The organism is Escherichia sp. AM3 (assembly GCF_032029835.1).
In the GTDB taxonomy this organism is placed as follows: domain Bacteria; phylum Pseudomonadota; class Gammaproteobacteria; order Enterobacterales; family Enterobacteriaceae; genus Escherichia; species Escherichia coli.
In genome coordinates this window covers 1-733 of record NZ_JAVUPQ010000456.1, presented here as the reverse complement: position 1 = coordinate 733, position 733 = coordinate 1, and the positions used below count along the sequence as shown (strand labels likewise).

Annotated in this window: 1 protein-coding gene; it reads right to left on the bottom strand. The window is 45.4% G+C overall.

The window, feature by feature from the left end; translation table 11 throughout:
• The coding region (locus RTW80_RS26570; protein ID WP_312721081.1) for a type II secretion system F family protein at positions 1–733 on the bottom strand (733 nt) is incomplete at both ends.

Below are 733 nucleotides of genomic sequence, written 5' to 3'. Positions count from 1 at the left end.
GTCTACAACGGCCATGACCAGTAACAGGAGTGACATGACAAGAAATATCAGCATAATTAAACGCACAACAGCTGCTCGTTTTTTTACTCGCTCCAGCGTTTGTACAAGCCACCGTTGGCCATAATTGCCGATTAGCTCCGTTGCGCCATCTCCCTGTAATAAAGACAGGAAGTTGGCTGCTTCCCTGGATGGGAACTGATAACCGCACTGACGCAAAGCCAGCCCAAGGTGATCCCCCTGGCGTACGCGGTAAATAATGCTGTCAAGGCGTGTGCTTAACCATGGTGATGCAAAGTCCTGAAGAACGTTCAGTGAGTTGAGCGTTGTCATTTTGGCTTTCAGAAGTGCAGCCATATTCAGGAGGAATGCTGCCCCCTGTATATCCTTATAAATACTCCATGGCATTATATTGTCAGCCAAAGAGCGGCTTTTCCAGTTTTTCAGAGACCATGATATTACACCTGTGACCACTGCAAAAAGAACGGCACATATAGCGCCGTAATTATCGACAAACAAAGATAATCCAGAGAGAAAACCAAGAGCACCACTCCATGAATCAGAGGAGCTTATTTTGCTCAGTACAGGTATTAGCTCTGTATTAAGAACATATAATGTCCCCGTCATCATGATTAACAATCCCACCGGGTAAATAGCCATTTGCCATATGGCCTGATGGAGTTGCTTTTTGGCATCTGTAAGCGTGGTGGCAAATTGTAATGCATCCACAATGGAA